The following is a 26,059-nucleotide window of genomic DNA, read 5'->3' on the forward strand; positions in this document are numbered from 1 at the left end:
TCTGGCTAGGTTCCTCCCGGCAGGCCGGCCCGTTGTCCCTGGCATCGAGCTGTTGTGTTATTTTAGTATAATTTCCATTCTAGAGCGCGAACCAATGCGGCCAGAAGGCATGCCTCTCGGCGTGCAGCTTGGTTCAGGCCTTCACTTCGCGGTGAAATTCATCACTATCGAGGATCTATTGCACTAATATAACAGTTCTGGCAAGCTGGATTCCGATGACCTGCGCGACCATCCCATTGTCGATAGAGACCACCCCTCGCATCGGGTGCATTCCGATTTACATTCTAATATAATCTAATCATTTCCGGTGAAAGAAGCTACGGATTTGCAATGGACCTTGACCCTTCGACCCTCAATCGGGCTCTGCCGCTCCGCGATCAGATCTATCACAAGATCCGCAACCTGATCGTCGTCGGGCAGATGAAGCCGGGGGAAGTGATCAACGAGGTGGCGATCGCCGAAGCGCTCGGCGTCTCGCGCACGCCGGTGCGGGAAGCCGTCAAGCGCATCAGCGACGAAGGCCTGGTGAAGATCCTGGCGCAGACCGGCACCTATGTCGCGCCGATCAGTCGTGCCGATCTGGAAGAAGCCTATGTCATCCGGCGGGCACTGGAGATGGAGAGCGCACGGCGCGCGGCCGTCAAGCTCACACCGGCGTCTGCGGAACTGCTGGAGGACAATATGGCGGCACATCGGCTTGCCATATCGCGCGGTCGATACGCCACCGCGATCCAGCTCGACGACGTTTTTCATCGCACCATTGCCGAGATTTGCGGCCTGCCGATGATTTGGCGCGCCGTCGATATTTCCAAGGCGCAGATGGATCGCGGCCGCTACCTCGCCATTCCAAAGCCCGGCTACGGCGAACAGACGATCGAGCAGCACGAAGCCATCCTCGACGCGCTGAAGCGTCACGATGCCGAAGGCGCCGCGCGGGCGATGGAGCACCACCTCGAAACGTCCTTCCGCAACACGCTCGAAGTCGCCGCCGAGCTTCTCGGCTGAAGCCGGACGGCACCGCAACCGGGACATGATTGGCGCATGCGAAGAATGGGACTTTGTATCGGCCTGAAGGCATAGGCGATCGCGGACAGCGCGCACGCCGCGGTCTGGCCGGAGGTGCTGGCCGTCATCCGTTCCGCCACCAACTCTCTTCCTTAACGCCCGGCGAACGCAGCTTATCCAGGCGACGCTTGACCACTAACATTCTATTATATTAGTATTCCTTACGCCTTTCGCCCCCCGGCTTTGTTCGGGGTGGCCTTTTCAGAGTTTGGGTAATGACGCGCTTCATCAAGCTATCGCACGCCGACAACATCCTCCTGGCGGTCGATCCATTGGCGGCCGGCGAAAAGGCCGGCGACGTGGCTGCGAGGGCTCGCATCCCGCGCGGCCACAAGATGGCCATGCTCGACATCGGGGCGGATGAACCGATCGTAAAGTATGGCCAAACCATCGGCTTCGCGCGTGGGCCGATCGCGGCCGGAGATTGGGTGCACGAGCACAATGTCTACCTGCGCGATTTCGAGCGCGACTACGAGCATGGCACCGACGTCAGGGAAACGCCGTTCCTTCCCGATGGCGAACGGGCGACTTTCATGGGCTACCGCAGGTCCAACGGCAAAGTCGGCACGCGCAATTTCATCGCCGTCCTGACCTCGGTAAACTGCTCGGCCAGCGTCGCCCGCTTCATCGTGGAAGAGGTCAACCGCTCAGGCATGCTGCGCGACTATCCCAATGTCGACGGCGCCATTGCGCTCGTGCACGGCACCGGATGCGGCATCGACACCAAGGGCCCGGCCTACGATCTGCTGAAGCGCACGCAGTGGGGTTTTGCCACCAATCCCAATGTCGGCGGCGTGCTGATGGTCGGACTTGGCTGCGAAGCTTTCCAGATCCCGCGTTGGATGCAATCTTATAACATCGAGGAAAGCACCACGTTCCGCACGATGACGATTCAGGAAACCGGCGGCACCCGCAAGACCGTCGATGCCGGGGTCAAGGCCATCGTCGAGATGCTGCCGATCGTCAATGCCGCGGAGCGGACGCCACAGCCGGCTTCCGAGCTGGTGCTGGCGCTGCAATGCGGCGGCTCGGACGGCTATTCCGGTATCAGCGCCAATCCGGCACTGGGCGCGGCAGTGGATCTGCTGGTCGCCCAGGGAGGGACCGCCATCCTTTCTGAAACACCCGAAATCTACGGCGCGGAGCATCTCTTGACGCGTCGAGCCGAAAGCCGGGCCGTCGGCGAAAAGCTGGTCGAGCGTATCCGCTGGTGGGAGGACTATACCGCCAGGCACGACATGGAGATGAACAACAATCCGTCTCCCGGCAACAAGCTCGGCGGGCTGACCACCATCCTGGAGAAGTCGCTGGGCGCCTCCGCCAAGGGCGGCACGACCAATCTGCGCGCGGTGCTGGAATATGCCGAGCCTATCAACGAGCGCGGCCTCGTCTTCATGGACACGCCAGGCTACGACCCGGTCTCGGCGACCGGTCAGGTGGCGGGCGGCGCCAACATATTGTGCTTCACCACCGGGCGCGGTTCGGCCTTCGGCTGCAAGCCGACGCCGTCGATCAAGCTCGCCTCCAACTCCTTCATCTTCGAGCAGATGCCCGACGACATGGACATCAATTGCGGCGACATCCTCGACGGCGTGACGCTGGCGGACAAGGGCGAGGAGATCTTCGCCGAGATCCTGCGCGTGGCATCGGGCGGGCGCACCAAGTCGGAAGCGCTCGGCTATGGCGACAATGAGTTCGTGCCCTGGAGCCTCGGCGCGACGATGTAGCAGTACCGCTCACTTTCAACACGTACCCCCCAGTATCTCAGACGGAAAGAACCGCTCGGCATGAACAGGATAGACCTTGACGGCCAACACGCCGTGGTTACCGGAGGCGCGCAAGGCCTCGGCTTCGCGATGGCAAAGCGTTTTGTCACCTCGGGCGCGACGGTCACCTTGTGGGACCTCGACGAGGCGCGCCTCGATACGGCCAAGCGGGAACTCGGCAAGGCAGCCACGACGCTGGTCGTGGACATAGCCGACTGGGGTTCGGTGGACGCCGCGCGTGCCAGGACGGAGGAGATCGCGAACAAGATCTCCATCCTCGTCAATTCGGCGGGCATTGCCGGCCCCGCCGCCCCGCTCGACACCTACGACGTCGATGTGTGGAAGAAAATCATCGACGTCAACGTCAACGGCACCTTCTACGTCAACCGCGCCGTGGTGCCGGGGATGAAGGAGCGCAATTACGGGCGCATCGTCAACATCGCCTCGGTCGCAGGCAAGGAGGGCAACCCCAACGCCGCCGCCTATTCGGCCTCGAAGGCCGCCGTCATCGGCATGACCAAGTCGCTCGGCAAGGAGCTGGCGCAGTACGACATCGCCGTCAACTGCATCTCGCCGGCCACTGCGCAGACGCGCATCCTCGAACAGCTGACGGCCGAGCACATCGAATACATGCGCTCGCGCATCCCGCGCGGCCGCCTGCTGGAGGTCGACGAGGCCGCCGCCATGGTCGCCTGGCTCGTCTCCAAGGAAAACAGTTTTACAACCGCTTCCACCTTCGACCTGTCGGGTGGGCGAACGACCTACTGACGAAAAGACGCTGTTCAGGCGGGCAGCCGACCAAGGCTGGCGGCGAAGCGCTGCACCATCGCAAGCCCGGTCTCGTTTGGCCGCATCGCTGGCGCACGGTCGTGAATCTGGATACCGGCGCGGGCGCCGAACAGCCGCTTGCCGTAGCAGATCAGGTTCTCGATGCCTTGCATGACGAAGACCGCCGCCGGCAACATTCTTTCGTAGGCCGCCTCGGCCGCTGCTTCGTCTTCGGCGCGGAACGCCTGATAGGCGCGCACGGCGTGGTCGATGCCATCAGGCGCCAGGATCATGCCACGGCAACCGATGCGGAAATTGTCGGTCAATTCCAGCCCGCCCCGCCCGTTGAAGACGGGGATGCGGCCTTCGGTGCGCTCGATCAGGCCGGCATGTCGGTGACCGGGCCTTCGCCCTTGATCAGCCTGATGTTGGGGTGGAGCGTGACGAGCTCGCGAATCTCGTCCGATGTCAGGCCACGGCCGAAAAAGGCCGGCGCGTTCTGGATCGCCACCGGCAGGTCGGTTGCCTCGGCGACGCGGCCAAAAAAGCGGATGTATTCGGGCGCTCCATAAGATCCAACTGGCGGCGGCTGCAGGATGACCCAATCTGCGCCGAGGCTTTCCGCATGCCGGACCTGGGATATCTGCTCGGCAACGGAAGACCCGAAGATGGTGAAGGCGAGCGGTACCTTGCCGGCGGTGTCCTGCGCCGTCCACTCCATGATCGTGCGGCGCTCCGCCTCGGTCAGCTTGGCGACTTCTGTCGCGAGGCCAAGCGCCACCATCCCATGCACGCCGCTCGCCAGGCAGATCTCGACCTGCCTGCGCATCGCCGCGCGGTCGAGTTTTTCCTGGGCGTCGAACAGGGCGTAGAGGATGGCGTGAATGCCGTGGAAATCATCGGGCTGGAATTTTGGCATCCCACGCGCCCTCAATGGCTTTCGCGCGGAATGGCGTGGCCACGGTTGCCGACCAGAAAGTCGAGATCGGCGCCACGGTCGGCCTGCAGGACATGGTCGACATAGAGGCCCTGATAGCCGCCGCGCATCGCCGGCTCGGGCGGCTGCCAGGATTGGCGCCGCCGCGCCAGCTCCTGTTCCGACACGTCGAGATGCAGCTTCCGCGCCTCGACATCGAGTTCGATCATGTCGCCGCTCCTGACCAGCGCCAGCGGACCACCGACGGCGGCTTCGGGTGCGGCATGCAGCACGACCGTGCCGAAGGCGGTGCCGGACATGCGGGCGTCGGAAATGCGGATCATGTCGCGGACGCCCTTTTTCAGGAGCTTTTGCGGCAGCGCCATGTTGCCGACCTCGGCCATGCCCGGATAGCCCTTGGGGCCGCAATTCCTGAGCACCATGATCGAGGTCTCGTCGATGTCGAGTGCGGGATCGTCGATGCGCGCCTTGTAGTCGTCTATGTCCTCGAAGACGACGGCGCGGCCGCGATGCTTCATCAGGGATGGTGAAGCGGCCGACGGTTTGATGATGGCGCCATCGGGTGCCAGATTGCCACGCAGCACCGCGATACCGCCATGCAGCGTCAGCGCCCTGTTGCGCGGACGGATGACCTCGGGATTGTCATTCCGGGCGTCGGCGATGTTGTCGCGTACGCTCTTGCCGGTGACCGTCAGCGCGTCGAGATCGAGCATGTCGGCGATCTCTTTCATGACCGCCGGAATGCCGCCGGCGTAGCAGAAATCCTCCATCAGGAAACGGCCTGATGGCATCAGGTCGAGGATGGTCGGCACGTCGCGACCGAAGGCATCCCAGTCATCGAGGCTGAGTTCGGTGCCGACGCGGCCTGCAATCGCCAGCAGATGCACGACCGCATTGGTCGAGCCACCGATGGCGCCGTTGACGCGGATGGCGTTGGCGAAAGCCTGCTTGGTAAGAATGGCCGAGGGGCGCAGATCGTCATTGACCATCTCGACGATACGCCGCCCGGTCATCCGGGCGATGCGATTGCGACGTGCGTCGACGGCGGGATAGGCGGCGTTGCCGGGCAACGCCAGCCCGAGCGCTTCGACCATCGAGGCCATGGTCGAGGCCGTACCCATGGTCATGCAGTGCCCTGGCGAGCGCGACATGGCGCTCTCGGCATTGGCGAAATCCTGCTCGCTCATGATGCCGGCTCGCACATCCTCGGAGAATTTCCACACATCGGTGCCGGAGCCGATCTGACGACCCTGGAAGCGGCCATTGAGCATCGGCCCACCGGAAATGACGATCGACGGCAGGTCGCAGGAGGCGGCCCCCATGACCAGTGACGGCGTGGTCTTGTCGCATCCGGCCATCAGCACGACGCCATCCATCGGATTGCCGCGGATCGCCTCCTCGACATCCATCGAGGCGAGGTTGCGGAACAGCATCGCCGTCGGCCGCAGATTGGATTCGCCGCAGGAGAACACGGGGAATTCCAGAGGCAGGCCGCCGGCCTCCAACACACCGGCCTTGATGTGCTCGACCAGACCGCGAAAATGCACATGACACGGGGTGAATTCGGAGAAGGTGTTGCAGATGCCGATCACCGGGCGGCTGTCGAAAGCATCGTCGGGCAGGCCGTTGTTCTTCATCCAGCTGCGGTGGATGAAGGCATCCTTGCCTTGGCCACCGAACCAATGCTGCGATCGTCTCCTGGTCATGGTCTTTTCCCGGTGCTCAGGCGGGATGCTGAAGCTGGCTCAGCCCGCCATCGACGACGAGGGTCGCCGCGTTCATGAACGGGCACTCGTCGGAAATCATGAACACGGCGGCAAGGGCGATCTCGCCCGCCGAGGCAATGCGGCCACCGGGATGCAGCGCCATGGTATTGGCGCGCGCCGCCGCCGGATCAGGAAAACCGTTCCAGTAGTCGATGGCCTTCTGTGTCTCGACATAACCGGGCGCCAGCGCGTTCACGCGCACGCCCTGCCCGGCATATTCGAGCGCCAGCGATTTGGTCAGCCCAAGCAGGGCGTGCTTGGCGACAGGATAGGGAAAAGTGTGTGGGATGATGGTGAAGCCGTGGGTCGAGGCGATGTTGAGGATCGCCCCGCCGCCATTCGCCAGCATGCCCGGCAGCACCGCCTTGCTGCAGTTCCAGGCGCCCTTGACGTTGACGTCGAAATTGCGGGTCCACTCTTCTTCGGTGGCCTCCAGCGGCGTCGAGAAAACGTTCATTCCGGCATTGTTGATCAATGCGTTAACCGGACCTATCTCGGCGTTCGCGCGGACAACGGCTGCTTTTATCGCCGCCCCGTCGCTGATGTCGGCTGTCGCATGCCCGACATGCCCCTTGGGCGCCACGAGGCCCGCGACGGTCTTCTCCAGCAACGCGCCGTCCTGGTCGACGATGAACAATTTCGCACCCTCGGCAAGACAAGCCTCGGCGATGGCCAGCCCGATGCCTTGCGCGGCGCCCGTCAGGAAGATGCGTTTGCCGGACAGGCGCTCAGCCATGGGTGTCACTCCAGTCGAAGACGGGTCAACGCCGGCCCAAGGCCGACGAACGCAGATTGTCGAGCAGCACGGCGAGCAGCAGGATCACGCCGCGCACGATGTACTGGTAAAAGGCCGGGATGTTGAGCAGGTTCATGGCGTTCTCGGCGATGCCCATGATCAGCACGCCGACGATGACGCCGGACATTGTCGCACGTCCGCCGGCAAGCGACACGCCGCCGAGCACGCAGGCCGAGATGACCGAGAGTTCGAGCCCGACCGCCGCGTTGGGCTGTCCGGAGGTGATGCGGGACGCCAGCAGGATGCCGGCGATGCCGCAGACGACGCCTTGCAGGGCGAAAATCCAGATGCGCGTGCGGTCGACATTGACGCCGGCCAGCCGTGACGCTTCAGGATTGCCGCCAATGGCCAGCGTGTTCTTGCCGAACACGGTGCGGTTGAGCACGAAGCCAAAAATGCCGAACAGAACCGCCAGCACCCAGACGGGCGTCGGTATGCCGAGGAATTTCGACAGCGCGAGCTGATAGAAATCCGGGCTGTTGATGCCGACGGCCCGCCCGTCGGATGCGATGAGTGCAAGGCCGCGCACGATCTGCATGGTTGCCAGCGTCGTGATCAGCGCGTTGATACGGAATTTGGCGATGACGACACCGTTGATGAAGCCGACAAAGGCACCGCAGGCGATCGCCGCCAGCAGCCCGAGCAGGATCGAGCCTGTGTAGTTCGATGCCATCACCGCGACCATGCCGGCGAAGGCAACGATGGAGCCAACCGACAGGTCGAAGTCGCGCGCCGCGAGACAGAACATCATGGTGCAGGCAACGATGCCGACGGTTACCACCGACTGCAGCAGGCCAAGCATATTGCGATCGGTGAGGAAATTGGGAACCAGCAGCGAGACCAGCGCGAAGGCAACGACGAAGATGACGACGAGGCCCTGTTCGCCGAGCACAATCTTCTTCAGCTGATCGGTCATGTCAGGTCCTCAGGATGCGATGGCGTCGGGGGTTTTGGTGTCGGGAAGTGCTGCGGCCAGGATCGCCTTCTCGGCGAACTGGTTGCGTGCAAGCTCGGCATTGATGCGCCCGCCGCACATCACCAGGATACGGTCGCAAATGCCCATCACCTCCGGCAGGTCGGACGAGACGACGACGATCGCCATGCCATCCTCGGCAAGCTGGTAGAGCAGTTCGTAGATTTCCGACTTGGCGCCGACGTCGATGCCGCGTGTCGGCTCATCGACGATGAGGACGCGTACGCCCTGCTCCGACAGCCAGCGGCCAAGGATGACCTTCTGCTGGTTGCCGCCGGAGAGATTGATGATGTCCTGCTTGCGCGATGGCGTACGCACCTTGAGCTTCTTGATGAAGGTTTCGGCCGTGGCGATCTCGCTGGCGCGGTTCAGGATGCCGAAGCGCGCGTGATGGCGCCGCGACGAGATGTTGATGTTCTCCTCGATCGAGCGGCCCTGGATGATGCCGTCATGCTTGCGGTCTTCCGAACACAGCACGATGCCGGCGCGGATCGCGCCATGCGGGTCGGCGGCATGGATCGCCTTGCCATCCACCGTGATGGTGCCGCCCGAGCGCGGGTCGGCGCCGAAGACCAGCCGCATCAGTTCCGAGCGGCCTGCACCGATGAGGCCGAAGAAGCCGACGATCTCGCCGGCCCTTGCCTCGAAACTGGCCGGTGTCTTCAGTTTTGCTCCGGAGATGGCTTCGACCTCTAGCCTGATGTCGCCGGCCTTGCGTGGCCGAAACCCCCAGATGTCGGAGATTTCGCGGCCGACCATTTCGGCGACAACCTGGTCGCGGGTGACGCCTTTCAGCGATGCGTGGTGCGCCGCGAGCTTGCCGTCGCGCAGCACGGTCAGGCTGTCGCAGAGGCGGAACACCTCGTCGAGCCGGTGCGAGACATAGATGATGACCTTGCCCTCGCCGCGCAGGCGGTCGATCAGGGCAAACAGGATTTCGCTCTCGCGCGACGACAGCGACGAGGTCGGCTCGTCCAGCGCGATGACGCGCGCGTCGAGCATGATTGCCTTGGCGATCTCGATCATCTGGCGCTCGCCGATCGACAGCGTCTTGACCTTGCGGCTGATATCGATGTCGATGCCGGCCGATTTCAGCTTGGCGCCGACGTCCTCCAGCATCTTGCCGCGCGCGATGACGCCGGCGCTGGCGGGAAAGCGGCCGAGGCTAAGGTTCTCGGCGACGGTGAGTTCCGGCACGAGCTGCAATTCCTGATGAATGACGATGACCCCATTGTCGAAGGCATCCCTTGTCGAGGCATAGGCCTGGACCTTGCCGTCGATGCGGATCTCGCCTTCGTCCGCATGCTGGTCGCCCGACAGGATCTTGATCAGGGTCGATTTACCGGCGCCGTTTTCGCCCATCAGGCCATGCACTGCGCCCCTGTCGACGCCGAACGAGACGTCCGACAGCGCCTTGACACCCGGATAGGTCTTGGTGATGTGCGAGAAGTCGAGAAAGGACACGGGCGTCGATCCTTCTTGTGCCACGGCAAACAGGCGGCGGCATGAGCCGCCGCCTGTTTGTACAGGGAGGATTATTCGATGCCGAGGCCCTGGCGGACCTTCTGGTAGTCGTCGCGTTTGGCCAGCGCGCCGGAGGTCAGGATCAGCTTCTCCGGTTCCTTGTTGTTGGCGACCCAGTCATACATGTTGAGCGCCGTCTCGTAGCCATGGCGCTTCGGCGAGATGATCACGGTGCCGACAAAGCCAGTGGCGGTCGGCTTCTTGAATTCGTTGATCGCCGAATCCGCGCCGCCGATGCCGACGCCGATCATGCCGTCAGCAGCAATGCCGACGCTTTCGGATGCGCGCACTGCACCGAGCACCGCTTCGTCGTTGAGGCCGAAAGAGACCCACTTCTTGATGTCGGCATGGGCGTTGAGCACCACCGTCGCGGCATTGAGGGCTGCTTCGGTGTCGGTCTTGGCCTGGGGAGCGTCGAAAATGTTCTCGGCCTTGAAGCCGTTGGCCTTCAGCACCGAGATGGCGCCTTCGACACGGTCGACGGCGGTCGGCAACTGGTCATAGGAAACGCGGATCGCACCGACTTCGTCGGCCTTCCAGCCGCGCGCCTTCATCTCATCGACGATCGCCTGGCCGACGGCCTCACCGATCTTGGTGGCCGAGATGCCCATATGCGGCACGTCTTCGAGCGCCTTGCCGTCGGCGCCGACCAGACGGTCGTCGACGGTCATCAGCTTGAGATTGTTGGCGGTGGCCTTGGCGACGATGCCGGGGCCAAGCTTTACGTCCGGCGTGCAGACGATGAAGCCCTGGGCGCCTTGCGCGCCGAGATTGTCGATCGCCGACATCAGCTTCTCACCGTCCTCGGCGCCGATCTTGACGAGGGTAAAACCCTTTTCCTTGGCGGCCTGGTCGGCGAACTTCCATTCGTCCTGGAACCACGGCTCCTCGGGCTGTTTGACGATGAAGCCGATCTTGGTGTCCTGAGCATATGCAGCGATGGTCGTGACGGACAGCACGGCAAGCGCGCCCGCGACGAGCGCGGTCTTCAGAAGTCGCATGATTACCTCCCAGCGATGGCCGGGCGCTCAGCCCGGATGCAGGAGTCTCTAATTGTTTTTATCATACTCGTCAATTGATCTGGTATGATAATTAAGATACATGCTCTGACCAGGGATCGCTGGCGCAAATCATCCGCATCCGGTAAGGCCGGGCCGGTTGTGCGAAACCAGTGGGTTCGCCGCCTTGGAGGAGGGCTGAGGTGACCGAAACGTCTAAGAAGGCTTCAGCCGACACGGCCACGCGCCGCCCGCGCGTCATGCCCGATGTGACGAAGGCGATCGCCTCCGACATCTTTTCCGGGCGCTATCCGGCCGGCTCTTCCCTGCCCACCGAAAACGAACTCGGCGTCGAGTATGGCGTCAGCCGCACCGTCATCCGCGAAGCCCTGAAGGTGCTGGCCGCCAAGGGGCTGGTGCTATCGCGGCCGCGCGTCGGCACCATCGTGTGCAACGAGGACGACTGGAACATCATCGACCCGCAAGTGCTGGCCTGGCACGCGCCGCATGCGCTTGACGACAAGCTGTTCGATGCCATCCTGGAGACACGCCGGGCCATCGAGCCGCTGGTCGCCGAGTTGGCCGCCACGCGTGCGACGCTGCAGGAGATCGCCGATCTGGAGGCCGCGTGGCGCGGCATGGCTGATGCCGGCGAGGACCTCGCCGCCTTCTCGCGCAGCGACATTGCTTTCCACCAGATCGTCTATGCCGCCAGCCACAACCCGATCTTCCGCCAGATCGGCAACCTGATCGACACCGGGCTGAAATTCTCGCTGGAAGCGACGGCAACCATCTCGCTCGACCGCCGCATGGAAGCCGTGGCGGCACACCGCGAAGTGGTGGAGGCGCTGCGCATGCGCGACGCCGAGGCGGCGCGTGGTGCTGCCAACCGGATCCTCGACCTTGCGGCGCGCGACCTCGTCAGCGCCAAGAAACTCAAGAACAACTGAGACCGCGCATGAAAATCATCTCGCTCACCACCTACATCGTTCCGCCACGCTGGCTGTTCCTGAAGATCGAGACAGATGCCGGCGTCACCGGCTGGGGCGAGCCGGTGGTCGAAGGCCGCGCGTTGACCGTCGAAGCGGCGGTCAAGGAGCTTGGCGATTATCTCATCGGCAAGGATCCTCGCCTGATCGAGGATCATTGGACGGTGATGCATCGCGGCGGCTTCTACCGCGGCGGGCCGATCCTGATGAGCGCCATTGCAGGCATCGACCAGGCGCTGTGGGACATCAAGGGCAAGGCGCTCGGCGTGCCCGTGCATGAACTGCTCGGCGGCAGACTGCGCGACACCATCAAGGTCTATTCCTGGATCGGCGGCGACCGGCCGGCGGAAGTGGCGGCTGGCGCCAAGGAAGTCGTGGCCCGCGGCTTCCTGGCGCTCAAGATGAACGGTACGGAGGAACTGCAGATTGTCGACAGCCACGACAGAATAGATGCCGCCGTCGAACGCGTCGCGATGGTGCGCGAGGCGGTCGGGCCCAATATCGGCATCGCCGTCGATTTCCATGGCCGCGTCCACCGGCCGATGGCCCGCATCCTCGTCAAGGAATTGGAGCCCTACCGCCTGATGTTCATCGAGGAGCCGGTGCTCAGCGAAAACCGCGAGGCGCTGAAGGAGATCGCCGCCCTTGGCTCGACGCCGATCGCGCTCGGCGAGCGGCTCTACAGCCGCTGGGACTTCAAATCCGTGTTCGAGGAAGGCGTCGTCGACATCATCCAGCCCGATCTGTCGCATGCCGGCGGCATCACCGAGTGCCGCAAGATCGCGGCTATGGCGGAGGCGTATGACGTGGCGGTGGCGCCGCACTGCCCGCTCGGACCGATCGCGCTCGCCGCCTGCCTGCAGCTCGATGCCGTGAGCTACAACTGTTTCATCCAGGAGCAGAGCCTGGGCATCCACTACAACGCCGCCAACGACCTGCTCGACTACGCCGCCAACAAGGACGTCTTCCGCTACGAGGATGGCTATGTCGCCATCCCCGACGGCCCGGGGCTCGGCGTCGAGATCGACGAGGACTATGTCAAGGAGCGGGCCAAGGAAGGCCACCGCTGGCGCAACCCGATCTGGCGCCACAAGGACGGCTCCTTCGCCGAGTGGTGAGCAGCGAGGTCAGCAGCCAAGCTACCACATTTTTTTCTCAGCATTATCGAGCAACGGTCTTCTGACACGTCACCAACGCCGTCCGTGTTCACGATGAGATCAGACGGGAAACTCTTTTCGATAACGAAACCCAGCTTCTCACAAGCGGCAACGCATCGAACGACGGAAATCGATGCGTTGTTCCCAAGCGAGTTGCGTCCAGAGTTATCCGCCCCGATGAAGCATAGAGCCTGTTTGTTGTCGCTATCGCGGCGCATCCTGACGATGCCCGGCGGAGGGTCGCATGCGGTAAGTGCCAGCGCCAACCCAGCAAGAGCGAGTGTAATCAGACTGCCGTTCCGCATTGACCTATCCCACCCCGCTGAAACGGAGACGGACCAGTTAGCATGCGCGCTGACAAAAAAGCTGAAACTCTAGAGAACTTGGTGGAGCCAATCGGGATCGAACCGACGACCTCTTGAATGCCATTCAAGCGCTCTCCCAACTGAGCTATGGCCCCACTCCCGGCAGTCTGCCGGCGCCGTTTCCGGCGAGAGATCGGCGCGGGTTGGAAGACCGCGCCGTTAGTGCAGGCGGCTTCTAACCCCGCCTTTCCCAGATATCAAGCCTTCATCGGCGGCTTTTTCTTCACAGGCCGTGAAAGCCGGCAAACGCTTGCGTTCGAGACCTTGTCAGACCTCGTCGTCGTCGTCGCCGACGCCGATCATGTCGGCAACGTCGTCGTCTTCTTCCTCTTCGTCGGCAAGGAAGGTGTCATCCTCGTCGTCGCCGAGATCGACATCATCCTCGTCGTCGCCGAGATCGGGAAGATCGTCGCCGCCCTTGGCCTCGTCATCGGCCTCTTCCAGCGAAACGACTTCGGCGCCCTCTTCGTCCTCGGCGTCCACTTCCTTCTCGGCCACTTCCTCCTCCTCCTCGACGGCGGCGATCTTGCCTTCGTCGAAATAGGAACGCGGATAGCTCTTGCCGGTATAGGGCGAGACGATCGGGTCTTTGTTCAGGTCGTAGAATTTCCGGCCCGTTTCAGGGTCGATGCGTTTTGTGCCAAGTTCGGTTTTTGCCACGGCAAGCCTCGTCAATAAAAGAGTGGTCCCCTTAACCACAGTTTGCAGCGCTGTCAAAGCGAAAAGCCGGCGTCACAAAACCAAGCATTCAAAGGCCTCGCGCCAAGTGACGACCATGGGGATGACCATTTCGCCTCGCCGTGATAGGAGACCGCCGCAACAAATGAAAAGCGCCGGACCGCCGGCATTCCGTCCAGGGAAATTCCATGTCACACGCCGCCGCTGCCAAGCCGGCCACCGCCCGCAAATCATCCGCCCTTTCCGGCACGGCCCGTGTGCCGGGCGACAAATCGATCTCGCACCGCTCCTTCATGTTCGGGGGGCTTGCCTCCGGCGAAACGCGCATCACCGGCCTGCTCGAGGGCGAGGACGTGATGCGCACGGGCGCGGCCATGAAGGCGATGGGCGCGCATATAGAGAAGCACGGTGCCGAATGGGTGATCCGCGGCACCGGCAACGGCGCGCTGGTGCAGCCGGAAGGCCCGCTCGACTTCGGCAATGCCGGCACCGGTTCGCGGCTGACCATGGGGCTTGTCGGCACCTACGACATGGAAACGACCTTCATCGGCGATGCCTCGCTGTCCGGCCGGCCGATGGGCCGCGTGCTGGAACCCCTGCGCCAGATGGGCGTGCAGGTGCTGAAGGCGACACCCGGCGACCGCATGCCGATCACGCTGCATGGCCCAAAGCACGCAGCCCCGATCAGCTACCGCGTGCCGATGGCCTCGGCACAGGTGAAGTCGGCGGTGCTGCTGGCCGGCCTCAACACGCCGGGCATCACCACCGTGATCGAGCCGGTGATGACGCGCGACCACACCGAAAAGATGCTGAAAGGCTTTGGCGCCAATCTGTCGGTCGAGACCGACGAGCGCGGCGTGCGCCACATTTTTATCGAAGGCCAGGGCAAGCTCACCGGCCAGACCATCGCGGTGCCGGGCGACCCTTCCTCGGCCGGTTTCCCGCTGGTGGCGGCGCTGATCGTGCCGGGCTCGGATATCACGATCGAGAACGTGCTGATGAACCCGACCCGCACCGGCCTGCTTCTGACGCTGCAGGAAATGGGCGGCCAGATCGACATTTTGAACCGGCGCAATGCCGGCGGCGAGGATGTCGCCGACCTGCGCGTGCGTTACTCCGAGCTGAAAGGCGTCACCGTGCCGCCGGAGCGGGCGCCGTCGATGATCGACGAATATCCGGTGCTCGCCGTTGCCGCGAGCTTCGCCGAAGGCGAAACGCTGATGCAGGGGCTGGAGGAACTGCGGGTGAAGGAATCCGACCGGCTGTCGGCGGTGGCCAACGGGCTCAAGCTCAACGGCGTCGACTGCACCGAGGGCGAGGCTTCGCTCGCCGTGCGCGGAAAACCCGGCGGCAAGGGCCTGGGAGGCCATCCCAACGGCCTGGATACGACGGTCAAGACGCATCTCGACCACCGCATCGCCATGAGCTTCCTGGTCATGGGGCTGGCGACGGAAAAGCCGGTCACCATCGACGACCAGGCGATGATCGCGACGAGTTTTCCGGAGTTCATGGGATTGATGAAGGGGCTGGGCGCGGAGATCGGGTGATTGTCGATGGCAATTGCAAACCTCGGAGATTGGATGCCGACATCCCTCCCTTCGTCATCCCGGGGCGAAGCAAGGAGCGGAGCGACGCCGCGCAGACCCCAGGATCCATGCCGTGAGTTCAACGCTCCGCAACGGTGCAATATTCTGGTCCGCGGCATCCTTCGGTTGAGGACACGGCATGGATCCCAGGGTCTCCGCGACGGAGCTTCGCTCCTGCTCCGCCCTAGGATGACGAACGCGTTGGGATCGACGGCCTGCCAATGACCCACCCCTTCACCATCGCCATCGACGGCCCAGCTGGCGCCGGCAAGGGCACGCTCGCCCGCCGGCTGGCCGACCATTACCGGCTGAACCTGCTCGACACCGGCCTCACCTATCGCGCGGTGGCCCATGCGCTGCTGCGGCTCGGCTTGCCGCTCGACAATGTCTCAGCGGCAGAGACCGCGGCGCGCCAGGTCGACCTGGCAAAGCTCGACCGCGCGGTGCTGTCGGCGCATGCGGTTGGCGAAGCGGCTTCGAAGGTCGCGGTTTTCCCGACCGTACGCCGCATCCTGGTCGAAAAGCAGCGCGATTTCGCCAGGACGCCGCCGGGCGCGGTGCTTGACGGGCGCGATATCGGCACCGTCGTGTGTCCCGACGCCGACATCAAACTCTATGTGACGGCGAGTGCCGAAGTGCGGGCACGCCGCCGGCTGGCCGAGATCGAAAGCATCGGCGGCACCGCCGATTTCGCCGAAATCCTTGCCGATATCCAACGCCGCGACGAGCGCGACATGGGCCGGGCCGACTCGCCGCTGAAGCCGGCCGCCGACGCGCACTTGCTTGATACCAGCGAAATGGCTATAGAAGCCGCGTTTCTCGCGGCCATGTCTGTTATCGACGACGTGCTGGCCAAGAGAAACAAGGCCTGATCCGGGTTTTCTCCCGCGTTTCCGTTGCCGGAGGCGAAGAAAATACCCATATCGGGCACGAACCAGCCTGCCAGCATTCTTCATGCGCCGGAATTGCCGCTCGAAAAGCGGCCCAGGGCTTTTTAGCCCGGAACGCCGGCAGGCCAACGCAACGCTAACCCACGGCGCCCGTCCCGCTCGAGATGCGGGGCACTCCAGGAGAAACAATGTCAGCTGCAAATCCCACTCGCGATGATTTCGCGAGCCTGCTCGAAGAATCATTCACCACCGGCCATTCCGGCGAAGGTCAGGTCGTCAAGGGTACGATCACGGCGATCGAAAAGGACATGGCCATCATCGACGTCGGCCTGAAGGTCGAAGGCCGCGTGCCGCTGAAGGAATTCGGCGTCAAGGGCAAGGACACCACCCTCAAGGTCGGTGACACCGTCGAAGTCTATGTCGAGCGCATCGAGAACGCGCTTGGCGAAGCCATGCTTTCCCGTGAGAAGGCCCGCCGCGAAGAGAGCTGGGTCCGCCTCGAAGAGAAGTTCACCAAGGGTGAGCGCGTCGAAGGCGTCATCTTCAACCAGGTCAAGGGCGGCTTCACCGTCGACCTCGACGGCGCCGTGGCCTTCCTGCCGCGCAGCCAGGTCGATATCCGCCCGATCCGCGACGTTTCCCCGCTGATGCACAACCCGCAGCCCTTCGAGATCCTCAAGATGGATCGCCGCCGCGGCAACATCGTGGTTTCGCGCCGCACCGTGCTCGAGGAGAGCCGCGCCGAACAGCGTTCGGAAATCGTGCAGAACCTTGAAGAAGGCCAGGTGGTCGAAGGCGTCGTCAAGAACATCACCGACTACGGTGCGTTCGTCGACCTCGGCGGCATCGACGGCCTGCTGCACGTCACCGACATGGCATGGCGCCGCGTCAACCATCCGACCGAAATCCTCAACATCGGTCAGACGGTCAAGGTGCAGATCATCCGCATCAACCAGGAAACCCACCGCATCTCGCTCGGCATGAAGCAGCTCGAGAGCGATCCGTGGTCCGAGATCGGCACCAAGTTCCCGATCGGCAAGAAGATCAAGGGCACCGTCACCAACATCACCGACTACGGCGCGTTCGTCGAGCTGGAGCCGGGCATCGAGGGTCTCATCCACGTTTCGGAAATGTCGTGGACGAAGAAGAACGTGCACCCCGGCAAGATCCTGTCGACGACGCAGGAAGTCGACGTGGTGGTGCTCGAGGTCGATCCGGCCAAGCGCCGCATCTCGCTCGGCCTCAAGCAGACGCTGGAGAATCCGTGGCAGGCTTTCGCCTCGAGCCATCCGGTCGGCAGCCAGGTCGAGGGCGAGGTCAAGAACAAGACCGAGTTCGGCCTGTTCATCGGCCTCGAAGGCGACGTGGATGGCATGGTCCACCTCTCCGACCTCGACTGGACCCGTCCGGGCGAGCAGGTCATCGAAGAGTACAATCGCGGCGACATGGTCAAGGCGCAGGTGCTCGACGTCGACATCGACAAGGAGCGCATCTCGCTCGGCATCAAGCAGCTGGCCAAGGACTCGGTCGGCGAAGCCGCGACGTCAGGCGAACTGCGCAAGAACGCGGTCGTCACCTGCGAAGTCATCGGCGTCAAGGATGGCGGTCTGGAAGTGCGGCTGGTCGACAGCGGCATCGAGACCTTCATCAAGCGCTCCGACCTCAGCCGTGATCGCGACGAGCAGCGCCCCGAGCGCTTCACCGTCGGCCAGAAGGTCGACGCCCGCGTCATCGCCTTCGACAAGAAGACCCGCAAGCTGCAGGTCTCGATCAAGGCGCTGGAAATCGCCGAAGAGAAGGAAGCGGTCGCACAGTACGGCTCGACCGACTCCGGCGCTTCGCTGGGCGACATCCTGGGCGCCGCGCTGAAGAAGCAGGGCAACTAAGTCCTTCGCAACGCGAAGCTCTTCCAGAGCCCAAAAACAAAACCCCGCCGGATCGCTCCGGCGGGGTTTTTCTTTGGAGCGGTTCAGCGCTTGATAGATTCGCCGACCCGCTCCAACTCTTTGTTTTCACGCAATTCCCAAGGGAAACCGCTACGCGTTCTTCCCGGGAAAACCGTTACGCACTTTTCCTGGAATTGCTCTCGGCGAAATGCTCTTGAAGTTCAGGCCCTGCCGTAGAGCGGCACCAGCGTTCCGCTCATTGCCCGGTTGGTGGGCGAGACGAGATAGGCGATTGATTCGGCCGCAGCTTCGAGGCTGACCCATTTGGTGAAATCGGCATCCGGCATGTCGGCGCGGTTCGCCGGCGTGTCGAGCGTCGAGGGGGCCACGGCATTGACCAGGATGCCATTGGCCTTGAGCTCTTCCGCCATGGCCACGGTCATGGCAGCGACCGCCGCCTTGCTGGCGGTGTAGGCGACCATCCCGGCGCCGCGCCTGGGGTCGAGCCCGGCGCGCGCGGTGACATTGACGATGCGGCCGGCAGAGCCCGACGCCAGCATCGAGCGGATAGCCGCACGGCTGCACAGGAAGGTGGTGCGGGCGTTGGTGTCCATCATCTCGGCGAAGGATGCCGATTCGATCTTTTCCACCGGTGCCATGGCAAAGCCGCCCGCCAGATGGATCGATCCCCACAAGGCAGGGACCTGAGAATAGAAGGCTTCGACCTTGGCGGAGTCCGACAGGTCGACATTGTGCGCCAGCTTCACATTGTCGTGCGCGGTGAAGGGGAAGTGCTGAGGTGCCGCAGCGTGCGCGTTCGGCACATGACAGATCGCGCCCTGCTCCAGCAGCCTGCCGACCACCGCCCCACCGAGCGCGCCGGTTCCACCGGTCACAACGATATGCCTGCCTTCAAGTGTTTCCGTCATCCTGGACCGCTCCTGTCATTTTTATGACTTTTGTCGTTGGTTAGCCGCGCCGACGCGAAGCGTCGCGCCTTTCAGTCGATCACTCAACCGATATCTCGACATGGCAGCCGTCACGTCTTTGCATGCGTCAGCGCACCGTCGAATAGCGAAGCCTCATGCCTTCCAAGACCAAGCCGGCAAATGGTCCGCTTCCGGTCGGGGACCAAGGCCGGCCTGGATGGTTCAAACGACCGTGATTTCGATGACACGTGGCAGTCCCGTTGCCCGGGCGTGCCTCAACGCCTGTGGCAAGGCGTCGATGTCGGCCAGCCTTTCGGCTGATATGCCATAGGCTTCGGCAAGCTTGCAGAAATCCGGCGGCGCCGGCGACACGCCGACAGGTTCCACGCCGACATCGAGCATCGAGGTTTCGATCTCGCGATAGCCCCTGTTGTTCCAGACGACGAAGATGACGGGCGCTTCGGAATCCAGCGCTACGGCTATCTCCGGCAAGGTGAACTGGAAGCCGCCGTCGCCGGTCAGGCAGACAACCGGGGCATCGGGCACGGCGAGTGCCGCGCCGATCGCCGCCGGAGGGCCATAGCCCAGCGCGCCGAATCCGGTCGCGGCATTGAACCAGCCGCCGGGCCGGTCATGGTCGTAATAGAGGTTGGCGGCGTAAATCGGCTGGGTGGAGTCGCCGACGATGATGGCACCAGGCAAGGCATCGCGGATCATTTCCACGGCATGCACCTGCGCCGCATAGGCCGGACTCAACTCGGCAAAGGCAGCCTTTCGCCCCGCCGCGGCGCGGCCATGGCCGTCTTCGCCGGCGCTGTGGGCGGGATCGATCGCCGCAAGCAGGGCCTCGATCGCCACGGCGCAATCGGCCTGGATGGCGACCGTCACCGGGCGCCGCGCAAGCTGGTCGGCGCCGATGTCGATACGGATCAGGTTCGAAGGCAACACAAAGCCGCCGTCGCCATAGCCGTCATAGTCGGTCGGGCCGAATTCGGTGCCGGCGGCGATCACCAGATCTGCCTCGGCCATCAGTGCGCGAACCGCTTTCAGGCTTGGGCTTGCCGGCACGCAAAGCGGATGACCATGCATCAGGCCGCGTGCGTTGGTGGTCTCGACAACCGGCGCGCCCAGTCTTTCGGCAAGCCGCCGCAGTGGAGCTTCCGCCTTCCTGGCGCCGCCGCCGGCAAGGATCATCGGACGGCGCGCTACCTTGATTAGCTTCGCCGCCCCGGCAATTGCCCCGGCGTCCGGAGCGGGCGGGGTGGCATTGCTCAACGCAGCCGCAAGACCGTCGGCGGGCTTCACCATGACGTCGGTCGGAATTTCGATGTGCACCGGTCCTGGACGCGCGGACGAAAACAAGGCGAAGGCACGGGCGAGCGCACCCGGCAGTTCGGCGGCCTCGGTGATGCGCTCCGAGAACAGCGCCACCTTCTCCATCATGCCGCGCTGGTCGGGCAATTCATGCAGGAAGCCGAGCCCCTTGCCGAGCGTGTCGGTGGCGTTGACGCCAGAGATCACCAGCATAGGCACCGAATCGGCGCGCGCCTGGCCCATGGCGGTGATGGTGTTGGTCAACCCCGGCCCGGTGATGACGAAGGCGACGCCCGGCCTGCCGCTGGCGCGGGCATAGCCGTCGGCCATGAAGCCGGCGCCCTGTTCGTGGCGCGGCGTGACATGGCGGATCCTAGACCTCGCCAGGCCGCGATAGAGCTCGACCGTGTGGACGCCGGGGATGCCGAAGACGGTGTCGACACCATGGGCCTCGAGTAGCGAAATGAGCGCTTCGCCGATGGTGGTCATTTGTTTTCTCCCCTCTCTCTTTGTTTCTTACGCAATTCCCAAGGGAAAACGCTTCTCATTTTTCCTGGAATTGCTTGAGCGGCGCGAGGCCGAGCTCGGCCTCGACAGCCTTGATGCCAATCGCCGCCAATTCGCCGGGCGAAAACATCTCGCCGGCCAGGCAGCCTTCTATCCAGAGCCCGTCGATGATCGCGTTGATCGCGATAGCATGGTGGCGCAGCTCGCCTGCGTCCGGCTTGTGCTGTTCGGCGGCGAGCACTTCGGCCACGACCGCTTCCACCTCGTTGCGAAAGCCAAGGTAGCCGTCGCGGTGGGCGCGGGCCAAGGCAGGATCGGCACCGGCGCGGCCGAGGAAGGTTGCCCAGAGCGAAAACACCCGCGCGTCGATGATCGGCGCATTGAGGTTGGCGGTGACGAAGGCCGCGAGGCGTTGGCGCGGCGAGGCATCATCCATGACCAGTGCCGCTTTCGCCTGCTCGGTCATGCGGCCGACCAGCGCCGTATAGGCTTCCTGCAGCAATTCTTCCTTGCCCGGGAAATAATGCCGGATCAGCCCGGCGGTGACGCCGGCGCGCAATGCGATGGTACGCAAGGTGGCACCCTGCAGGCCATATTCCGCCACGCTGTCCAAAGTCGCTTCAATCAGATCCTGCCGCCGCCGCCCCTCGCCCTCGCGACGGAACTTACGGCGCGCATTCATTGACGCAGGATCGGTCGCGTCAGGCATGTCGGCCCGCCTTCGCAGGCGATGCAGAGCGCATCCGCCTCGAAGATTTCAACCGTGCAGCCGGCGGCTTCCATGGCTGCCTTGGTCCTGGGAAAGCCCGCGACGGCAATGACCTTGTGCGGGCTGGTCGGCAGGACGTTCAGGCTGAGGCCGTTGGAAGCGGCGAATTCTTCGGCGTCGCCTTCGACCAGCCGGATGCCGCGCGTCTTCAGCGTCTGGTAGAACGGGGCAGGCAAAAGCGGCGAATAGACCAAGGCGAGGTCGTCGGCCAGCGGGCTGATCACCGACATCAGATGCAGGCACGCTTCTTCGCCCTGCCACAGCGGCAGATCAAAGCCGTAGACGGAAATGCCCAACGGCGTCAGCAGGTTGGAAACCTGCTGGATGCCTTCCTGGTTGGAGCGGACACCGCGCCCGATCGCCAGCGTGCGGGCATCCACCCATACACAGTCGCCACCTTCGACCTGGCCGGGAGCCTCGACGCGGCCAAGGATCGGAATGCCCAGTCTTCTGTAGGTTTCCTCATGCAGCGAGGGCTCGCTGGCGCGCAACGGCTTACCCATGGACAGGATCAGCGCGCCGCGGTCGGTCATCAGCGAGGGGTCGTGCGTGAACACCGAATCCGAAAGGCCGTCCGCCCTGTCCTCGATCCATTCGATCTCGGCGCCGGAAGCCGCCACCAGTTCAGCAAGGACCGCGTGCTGCGAGGCTGCTTTCGCCGGGTTGAATCCCGGACCATAGTGCCAAGCGGCCCTGTCGGCGTCACGCATGGCGTTGGCCGCCGACCGCATCAGCACGCGCCGCAGCGGCGCCGCCATGGACTGTGATCCGAAAGCGCTCATCGATGCCCTTTTTAAGCTGAAAAAAATCGGGAAAATTTCATGAGAGGTTATTTATACACTTGCACAACAAGGCCGCAAGTGCCGTAATGAGCGGGATTGACGGGCTCGCTCTGTTGGGTCCATGCTTGAAGTCTGGAGCGGGGCAGTACAGCGTATGTTGATTAGCCGGATAGACGTTCGACGAACCGCCGGCGGCCATATGGAGGTCTTTTGGTGAGCGCTGTGGCAGCTGCCAAAGTCCCATCAGGCGAGGTGCAGGACAGCGCCGCAGAAGCCATCCATGTCGAGAACCTGCACAAGAAATTCGGTCAACTGCATGTGCTGAAGGGCGTATCGCTGTCGGCGCGCGACGGCGAGGTCATCGCCATCATCGGCGGCTCGGGCTCGGGTAAATCGACGCTGCTGCGCTGCATCAACTGCCTGGAAAATCCGACCAGCGGCATCATCCGGGTCAATGGCGAGGAGATCAAGCTCAAGGCGGACAGCCACGGCCACACCATCCCGGCCGACCGCAGGCAGATCGAACGCATCCGCTCCAAGCTCGGCATGGTGTTCCAGAACTTCAACCTGTGGAGCCATATGACGCTGATCGAAAACGTCATCGAGGTTCCCGTGCACGTGCTGGGCGTCAAGCGCGACCAGGCAATCGCCCAGGCCGAAAAGCTGCTGGCGCGGGTCGGGCTCGCCGAGAAACGCGATGTCTATCCGGCCTATCTCTCCGGTGGTCAGCAGCAGCGCGCCGCGATCGCTCGCGCCTTGGCCATCAATCCGCGCGTCATGCTGTTCGACGAACCGACCTCGGCCCTCGATCCCGAACTGGTGGGCGAAGTGCTGAAGGTGATCGGCGATCTGGCTCGCGAAGGCCGCACCATGGTGCTGGTCACCCACGAAATGAAATTCGCCCGCGAGGTCGCGACCCACGTCGTCTACCTCTACAACGGGCTGGTCGAGGAGGAAGGCCCGCCGGAGCAGATCTTTGGCGCGCCCAAATCCGAAAGGCTCAAGCAGTTCATCCGCAACATCGGCTAGGGACAGGCCGGGACGGAAGAAAACCGGGAACCAACAACAAACTGGGAGTTCTGAAAATGAAGACTGTTCTGAAGACATTCGCCGCGGCACTGCTGCTCGGCGTCGCCGCCATGGGCGTGGCCAAGGCCGATCCGGTCAAGATCGGCGTCGCCGCCGAACCCTACGCGCCCTTCACCTCGCCCGATGCTTCGGGCAAATGGGTCGGCTGGGAAATCGACTTCATCGACGCCGTGTGCGCCGAGGAAAAACTCGACTGCGTCATCACCCCTGTCGCCTGGGACGGCATCATCCCGGCGCTGACCACCAAGAAGATCGACCTTATCGTCTCGTCGATGTCGATCACCGACGAACGCAAGAAGACCATCGACTTCTCCGACAAGTACTACAACACGCCGACCGCGATCATCGGCCCCAAGGACCAGAAGTTCGGCGCCACGCCCGACGATCTCAAGGGCAAGGTCCTGGGCGTCCAGGTGTCGACGGTGCATGCCGTCTACGCCAAGAAGCACTTCGGCCCGACCGCATCCGAGATCAAGGAATACCAGACGCAGGACGAAGCCAACAATGACCTTGCCGCCGGCCGCCTCGACGCGGTGCAGGCCGATTCCATCGCGCTCAAGGAGTTCCTCAAGACCGACCAGGGCAAGGCCTGCTGCGATCTCAAGGGCATGGTGGCCCCTGACGACGAGGTGCTCGGACCGGGCGTCGGCGCCGGCGTGCGCAAGGAAGACACCGATCTGAAAGAGAAGATCAACGCCGGCATCAAGGCGATCCGCGCCAACGGCAAATATGACGAAATCTCGAAGAAATACTTCGATTTCGACATTTACGGCGGCGCCACGCAGTCGAACTGACCACCCTCGTATGGCTGGAGGACAGGGCGTTGACGCCCCCATCCTCCAGCCGGCCTGTCCACGCATGCTTGCCGCCGGCCGCAGGTGCCGGCGGATCGAGCCAGCAATCCGGGGGCGACGCTGATCGAATCCTTTCTTCCGGCCTCGGCGGCCGGCATCGTCGAACTTCTCTCGCCCGCGCCCGTCGGCTGGGGCGGGACGCTCCTGGTCGGGCTCCTGCATTCGCTGGAGATCGCCGTCGGCGCCACCATCGTCGGCCTGCTTATTGGAACCTGGGGTGCCTATGGCAAGCTTTACGGCGGACCCGTGGTGCGCGACCTGTTCGCGGTCTACACCACCGTGGTGCGGGCCGTGCCGGAACTGGTGCTGATCCTGCTGCTCTATTATGCCGGCACCGACCTGATAAACCAGATGCTGGCCGCCATGGGCTACCAACGTGTCGACATAAGCGGGCTGGTGGCCGGCATCGCCGTGCTCGGCTTCGTCCAGGGCGCCTATTCGACGGAAGTCATCCGCGGCGCGATCCTCGCCATTCCGCAGGGCCAGATCGAAGCCGCCCGCGCCTTCGGCATGTCTCCCGGCCTTCTGTTGCGGCGCATCACGCTGCCGGCGATGTTGCCTTTCGCCATTCCGGGCCTCGCCAATCTGTGGCTGATCGCCACCAAGGACACCGCGCTGCTGGCCGTCGTCGGCTTCTTCGAGCTGACGTTGGCGACACGACAGGCGGCAGGCGTCACCAAGGCCTATCTGATTTTCTTCCTCGCCGCCGGCGTGCTCTATCTCTGCGTGACGCTGGTTTCGAACTTCCTGCTTGGCCGCGCCGAGAAATGGGCGCGGCGCGGCATGCCTTCGATCAAGGATGCCCGTTGATGACCGGTGAAACAGTCATCATCGACACGGCGGCGCGCGCTTCGCTCTGGCTGCAGCCGCATCGCATCGTGCTGATCCTCATCGCGCTTGGACTGGTGGCGTCGGCCGCCTTCTTCATGCGCTGGGACTGGCTGCCGCAATATTGGGAAATGGGACTGATGGGCATCTGGCGTGCCCTGTGGATCCTGGCCGTCACCTGCGCGCTCGGCTTCATGATCGCCGTGCCCGTCGGGCTGGCGCAGGCGGCCGGCTCGATCTGGGTCGCAGCTCCGGCGAAAGTCTTCTGCACCATCATTCGCGGCACGCCGCTGCTGCTGCAGCTATGGCTGCTTTATTACGGGCTGGGCTCGCTGTTCCCGCAATATCCATGGATCCGCGAATCCTGGATGTGGCCCTATCTCAGGCAGGCATGGCCATACGGCGTGCTGGCGTTGACTTTGTCCTTCGCCGGCTATGAGGGCGAAGTGATGCGCGGCGCCTTTGCCGGCGTGCCCAAGGGGCAGTTGGAAGCGGCCCGCGCCTTCGGCATGAGCCGCTGGAAGATTTTCCGGCGCATCTGGCTGCAACAAGCCTTCTACCGGGCGCTGCCAACACTGACCGGCGAGACCGTGCTGCAGCTGAAATCGACGCCGCTGGTGGCGACGATCAGCGTGATCGATATCTTCGCGGTCTCGTCCAAGGTGCGGCAGGACACCTACCTCACCTACGAGCCCCTGCTGCTCTTGGCGTTGATCTATATGGCGATCACCGGCATTCTGGTCTTCGCCTTCAGCCGGATCGAGGCGCGGATCCCGGTCAAGATAGGTTAGGGGAGTAGGGGAGTAGGGGAGTAGGGGAGTAGGGGAGTAGGGCGGTCTTATG

Annotated in this window: 24 protein-coding genes and 1 tRNA gene; 12 read left to right on the forward strand and 13 right to left on the reverse strand. The window is 63.5% G+C overall.

The features are described 5' to 3' along the window. Positions 1–330: 330 nt before the first annotated feature. The 3 genes from EN824_RS30240 to EN824_RS30250 all read left to right on the forward strand — a co-directional run bounded on the left by EN824_RS30240 (position 331) and on the right by EN824_RS30250 (position 3,599). On the forward strand, positions 331–1,005 hold the full coding sequence (locus EN824_RS30240) for a GntR family transcriptional regulator (protein WP_127278177.1): 675 nt from the start codon (positions 331–333) through the stop codon (positions 1,003–1,005). Between the two features lie 275 nt (positions 1,006–1,280). Next, positions 1,281–2,792: an altronate dehydratase family protein gene (locus EN824_RS30245; RefSeq protein WP_135862373.1), complete on the forward strand. Its 1,512-nt coding sequence runs from the start codon at positions 1,281–1,283 to the stop codon at positions 2,790–2,792. Positions 2,793–2,852: 60 nt separating this feature from the next. Continuing rightward, the gene (locus EN824_RS30250) at positions 2,853–3,599 is read left to right on the forward strand and encodes an SDR family NAD(P)-dependent oxidoreductase (protein WP_135933024.1); all 747 of its coding nucleotides are present in this window, start codon (positions 2,853–2,855) and stop codon (positions 3,597–3,599) included. A 14-nt stretch (positions 3,600–3,613) separates the two neighbouring features. Here EN824_RS30250 and EN824_RS36240 read toward each other — a convergent pair whose 3' ends face one another. The 7 genes from EN824_RS36240 to EN824_RS30280 all read right to left on the reverse strand — a co-directional run bounded on the left by EN824_RS36240 (position 3,614) and on the right by EN824_RS30280 (position 10,596). Further along, on the reverse strand, positions 3,614–3,925 hold the full coding sequence (locus EN824_RS36240) for a hypothetical protein (protein WP_245521044.1): 312 nt from the start codon (positions 3,923–3,925) through the stop codon (positions 3,614–3,616). A gap of 53 nt (positions 3,926–3,978) precedes the next feature. Beyond that, entirely contained in the window at positions 3,979–4,518 is a 540-nt protein-coding gene (locus EN824_RS36245) for a dihydrodipicolinate synthase family protein (RefSeq protein WP_245521045.1), read from the reverse strand. Between the two features lie 11 nt (positions 4,519–4,529). Next, positions 4,530–6,242: an L-arabinonate dehydratase gene (gene araD, locus EN824_RS30260; RefSeq protein WP_135933025.1), complete on the reverse strand. Its 1,713-nt coding sequence runs from the start codon at positions 6,240–6,242 to the stop codon at positions 4,530–4,532. A gap of 16 nt (positions 6,243–6,258) precedes the next feature. After that, on the reverse strand, positions 6,259–7,038 hold the full coding sequence (locus EN824_RS30265; RefSeq protein ID WP_135933026.1) for an SDR family oxidoreductase: 780 nt from the start codon (positions 7,036–7,038) through the stop codon (positions 6,259–6,261). A gap of 25 nt (positions 7,039–7,063) precedes the next feature. Beyond that, entirely contained in the window at positions 7,064–8,014 is a 951-nt protein-coding gene (gene araH, locus EN824_RS30270; RefSeq protein ID WP_135921633.1) for an L-arabinose ABC transporter permease AraH, read from the reverse strand. A gap of 9 nt (positions 8,015–8,023) precedes the next feature. Beyond that, a complete protein-coding gene (gene araG / locus EN824_RS30275; RefSeq protein WP_135862382.1) occupies positions 8,024–9,535 on the reverse strand; it encodes an L-arabinose ABC transporter ATP-binding protein AraG in 1,512 nt (503 codons plus the stop codon). Between the two features lie 71 nt (positions 9,536–9,606). Beyond that, positions 9,607–10,596 carry an arabinose ABC transporter substrate-binding protein gene (locus EN824_RS30280; protein ID WP_127275810.1) on the reverse strand — a complete coding sequence of 330 codons (990 nt, stop codon included), beginning with the start codon at positions 10,594–10,596 and terminating at the stop codon, positions 9,607–9,609. Between the two features lie 257 nt (positions 10,597–10,853). Here EN824_RS30280 and EN824_RS30285 point away from each other — a divergent pair, with 257 nt between their 5' ends. Continuing rightward, entirely contained in the window at positions 10,854–11,543 is a 690-nt protein-coding gene (locus EN824_RS30285; protein ID WP_245464247.1) for a FadR/GntR family transcriptional regulator, read from the forward strand. Between the two features lie 8 nt (positions 11,544–11,551). Next, positions 11,552–12,700, forward strand: a complete 1,149-nt coding sequence (gene dgoD / locus EN824_RS30290; protein ID WP_135930573.1) for a galactonate dehydratase — start codon at positions 11,552–11,554, stop codon at positions 12,698–12,700. A gap of 423 nt (positions 12,701–13,123) precedes the next feature. Here dgoD and EN824_RS30295 read toward each other — a convergent pair. Together EN824_RS30295 and EN824_RS30300 are read right to left on the reverse strand one after the other, a co-directional pair. Then, a tRNA-Ala gene (locus EN824_RS30295) sits at positions 13,124–13,199 on the reverse strand. Positions 13,200–13,371: 172 nt separating this feature from the next. Continuing rightward, positions 13,372–13,764, reverse strand: a complete 393-nt coding sequence (locus EN824_RS30300) for a TIGR02300 family protein (protein ID WP_127275813.1) — start codon at positions 13,762–13,764, stop codon at positions 13,372–13,374. A 206-nt stretch (positions 13,765–13,970) separates the two neighbouring features. Between EN824_RS30300 and aroA the strand changes: the two genes are divergently transcribed. From aroA to rpsA, 3 genes are all read left to right on the forward strand, one after another. Then, on the forward strand, positions 13,971–15,329 hold the full coding sequence (gene aroA, locus EN824_RS30305; protein WP_135933027.1) for a 3-phosphoshikimate 1-carboxyvinyltransferase: 1,359 nt from the start codon (positions 13,971–13,973) through the stop codon (positions 15,327–15,329). 260 nt (positions 15,330–15,589) lie between these two features. Then, on the forward strand, positions 15,590–16,240 hold the full coding sequence (cmk, locus tag EN824_RS30310; RefSeq protein ID WP_135917327.1) for a (d)CMP kinase: 651 nt from the start codon (positions 15,590–15,592) through the stop codon (positions 16,238–16,240). A 206-nt stretch (positions 16,241–16,446) separates the two neighbouring features. Then, entirely contained in the window at positions 16,447–18,144 is a 1,698-nt protein-coding gene (gene rpsA, locus EN824_RS30315; protein WP_135862394.1) for a 30S ribosomal protein S1, read from the forward strand. Between the two features lie 221 nt (positions 18,145–18,365). On the opposite strand, the gene EN824_RS30320 is transcribed toward rpsA, so the two are convergent. The 4 genes from EN824_RS30320 to EN824_RS30335 form a co-directional block, all read right to left on the reverse strand. Then, positions 18,366–19,073 (reverse strand): SDR family NAD(P)-dependent oxidoreductase, encoded by a 708-nt coding sequence (locus EN824_RS30320; RefSeq protein WP_127275818.1) that lies wholly within the window; start codon positions 19,071–19,073, stop codon positions 18,366–18,368. A 222-nt stretch (positions 19,074–19,295) separates the two neighbouring features. Beyond that, positions 19,296–20,876, reverse strand: coding sequence for a 5-guanidino-2-oxopentanoate decarboxylase (locus tag EN824_RS30325; RefSeq protein ID WP_135933028.1), 1,581 nt, complete (start codon positions 20,874–20,876; stop codon positions 19,296–19,298). A 55-nt stretch (positions 20,877–20,931) separates the two neighbouring features. Then, positions 20,932–21,603 (reverse strand): TetR family transcriptional regulator C-terminal domain-containing protein, encoded by a 672-nt coding sequence (locus EN824_RS30330; protein ID WP_135933029.1) that lies wholly within the window; start codon positions 21,601–21,603, stop codon positions 20,932–20,934. Continuing rightward, positions 21,573–22,445, reverse strand: a complete 873-nt coding sequence (locus EN824_RS30335) for a dimethylarginine dimethylaminohydrolase family protein (RefSeq protein ID WP_135933030.1) — start codon at positions 22,443–22,445, stop codon at positions 21,573–21,575. The genes EN824_RS30330 and EN824_RS30335 overlap by 31 nt, the downstream gene beginning before the upstream one ends. Positions 22,446–22,658: 213 nt before the next feature. Between EN824_RS30335 and EN824_RS30340 the strand changes: the two genes are divergently transcribed. The 4 genes from EN824_RS30340 to EN824_RS30355 all read left to right on the forward strand — a co-directional run bounded on the left by EN824_RS30340 (position 22,659) and on the right by EN824_RS30355 (position 26,007). Continuing rightward, the gene (locus EN824_RS30340) at positions 22,659–23,474 is read left to right on the forward strand and encodes an ABC transporter ATP-binding protein (RefSeq protein WP_135862403.1); all 816 of its coding nucleotides are present in this window, start codon (positions 22,659–22,661) and stop codon (positions 23,472–23,474) included. Between the two features lie 56 nt (positions 23,475–23,530). Then, positions 23,531–24,328 (forward strand): transporter substrate-binding domain-containing protein, encoded by a 798-nt coding sequence (locus EN824_RS30345; RefSeq protein ID WP_135883722.1) that lies wholly within the window; start codon positions 23,531–23,533, stop codon positions 24,326–24,328. Between the two features lie 204 nt (positions 24,329–24,532). After that, the gene (locus tag EN824_RS30350; protein ID WP_135933038.1) at positions 24,533–25,198 is read left to right on the forward strand and encodes an ABC transporter permease; all 666 of its coding nucleotides are present in this window, start codon (positions 24,533–24,535) and stop codon (positions 25,196–25,198) included. Then, positions 25,198–26,007: an ABC transporter permease gene (locus tag EN824_RS30355; RefSeq protein WP_135933031.1), complete on the forward strand. Its 810-nt coding sequence runs from the start codon at positions 25,198–25,200 to the stop codon at positions 26,005–26,007. Before EN824_RS30350 ends, EN824_RS30355 begins: the two co-directional genes overlap by 1 nt. Positions 26,008–26,059 lie beyond the last annotated feature (52 nt).

The sequence above is a fragment of the Mesorhizobium sp. M8A.F.Ca.ET.181.01.1.1 genome (assembly GCF_004792025.1).
In the GTDB taxonomy this organism is placed as follows: domain Bacteria; phylum Pseudomonadota; class Alphaproteobacteria; order Rhizobiales; family Rhizobiaceae; genus Mesorhizobium.